This is a genomic window from Microbacterium sp. NPDC059771 (assembly GCF_042732495.1).
In the GTDB taxonomy this organism is placed as follows: domain Bacteria; phylum Actinomycetota; class Actinomycetes; order Actinomycetales; family Microbacteriaceae; genus Microbacterium; species Microbacterium sufflavum.
Window position 1 is genome coordinate 508 of the sequence record NZ_JBHWHK010000010.1, and the last position, 2210, is coordinate 2717.

At 51.6% G+C, this 2210-nt stretch carries 1 rRNA gene (running past one end of the window); it reads left to right on the forward strand.

What is annotated here, in order from left to right:
• A 23S ribosomal RNA gene (locus ACFV3I_RS18695) occupies nucleotides 1-2210 on the forward strand; its annotated part reaches 389 nt to the left of the window's first position; the annotation flags it as partial.

A 2210-nucleotide genomic window follows, 5' to 3' on the forward strand; every position in this document is an offset into this window, starting at 1 on the left:
CTTGAGTGGATCCTGAGTACGACGGAGCACGTGAAATTCCGTCGGAATCTGGGAGGACCATCTCCTAAGGCTAAATACTCTCTAGTGACCGATAGTGAACCAGTACCGTGAGGGAAAGGTGAAAAGTACCCCGGAAGGGGAGTGAAAGAGAACTTGAAACCGTGTGCTTACAAGTAGTCAGAGCCCGTTAATGGGTGATGGCGTGCCTTTTGTAGAATGAACCGGCGAGTTACGATCTGATGCAAGGTTAAGCAGCAAATGTGGAGCCGCAGCGAAAGCGAGTCTGAATAGGGCGTTGAGTATTTGGTCGTAGACCCGAAACCAGGTGATCTACCCTTGGTCAGGTTGAAGTTCAGGTAACACTGAATGGAGGACCGAACCGACTTACGTTGAAAAGTGAGCGGATGAACTGAGGGTAGCGGAGAAATTCCAATCGAACTTGGAGATAGCTGGTTCTCTCCGAAATAGCTTTAGGGCTAGCCTCAAGTGATGATTATTGGAGGTAGAGCACTGTTTGGACGAGGGGCCCCTCTCGGGTTACCGAATTCAGACAAACTCCGAATGCCAATTAATTTAACTTGGGAGTCAGAACATGGGTGATAAGGTCCGTGTTCGAAAGGGAAACAGCCCAGACCACCAGCTAAGGTCCCAAAATATATGTTAAGTGGAAAAGGATGTGGCGTTGCCCAGACAACTAGGATGTTGGCTTAGAAGCAGCCATCATTTAAAGAGTGCGTAATAGCTCACTAGTCGAGTGACACTGCGCCGAAAATGTACCGGGGCTAAACATATTACCGAAGCTGTGGATTGTCCTTTGGACAATGGTAGGAGAGCGTTCTAAGGGCGTCGAAGCATGATCGCAAGGACATGTGGAGCGCTTAGAAGTGAGAATGCCGGTGTGAGTAGCGAAAGACGGGTGAGAATCCCGTCCACCGATTGACTAAGGTTTCCAGAGGAAGGCTCGTCCGCTCTGGGTTAGTCGGGTCCTAAGCTGAGGCCGACAGGCGTAGGCGATGGATAACAGGTTGATATTCCTGTACCACCTAGTATCGTTTTAATCGATGGGGGGACGCAGTAGGATAGGCGAAGCGTGCTGTTGGAGTGCACGTCCAAGCAGTAAGGCTGAGTGTTAGGCAAATCCGGCACTCATAAGGCTGAGCTGTGATGGGGAGAGGAAATTGTTTCCTCGAGTCGTTGATTTCACACTGCCGAGAAAAGCCTCTAGATAGATAACAGGTGCCCGTACCGCAAACCGACACAGGTAGTCAAGATGAGAATTCTAAGGTGAGCGAGCGAACTCTCGTTAAGGAACTCGGCAAAATGACCCCGTAACTTCGGGAGAAGGGGTGCTCTTTAGGGTTCACGCCCAGAAGAGCCGCAGTGAATAGGCCCAAGCGACTGTTTATCAAAAACACAGGTCTCTGCTAAACCGTAAGGTGATGTATAGGGGCTGACGCCTGCCCGGTGCTGGAAGGTTAAGAGGAGTGGTTAGCTTCTGCGAAGCTACGAATCGAAGCCCCAGTAAACGGCGGCCGTAACTATAACGGTCCTAAGGTAGCGAAATTCCTTGTCGGGTAAGTTCCGACCCGCACGAAAGGCGTAACGATTTGGGCACTGTCTCAACGAGAGACTCGGTGAAATCATAGTACCTGTGAAGATGCAGGTTACCCGCGACAGGACGGAAAGACCCCGTGGAGCTTTACTGTAGCCTGATATTGAAATTCGGCACAGCTTGTACAGGATAGGTAGGAGCCTTTGAAACGTGAGCGCTAGCTTACGTGGAGGCGTTGGTGGGATACTACCCTAGCTGTGTTGGCTTTCTAACCCGCACCACTTATCGTGGTGGGAGACAGTGTCAGGCGGGCAGTTTGACTGGGGCGGTCGCCTCCTAAAAGGTAACGGAGGCGCTCAAAGGTTCCCTCAGAATGGTTGGAAATCATTCATAGAGTGTAAAGGCATAAGGGAGCTTGACTGCGAGACCTACAAGTCGAGCAGGGTCGAAAGACGGACTTAGTGATCCGGTGGTTCCGCATGGAAGGGCCATCGCTCAACGGATAAAAGCTACCCCGGGGATAACAGGCTTATCTCCCCCAAGAGTTCACATCGACGGGGAGGTTTGGCACCTCGATGTCGGCTCATCGCATCCTGGGGCTGTAGTCGGTCCCAAGGGTTGGGCTGTTCGCCCATTAAAGCGGTACGCGAGCTGGGTT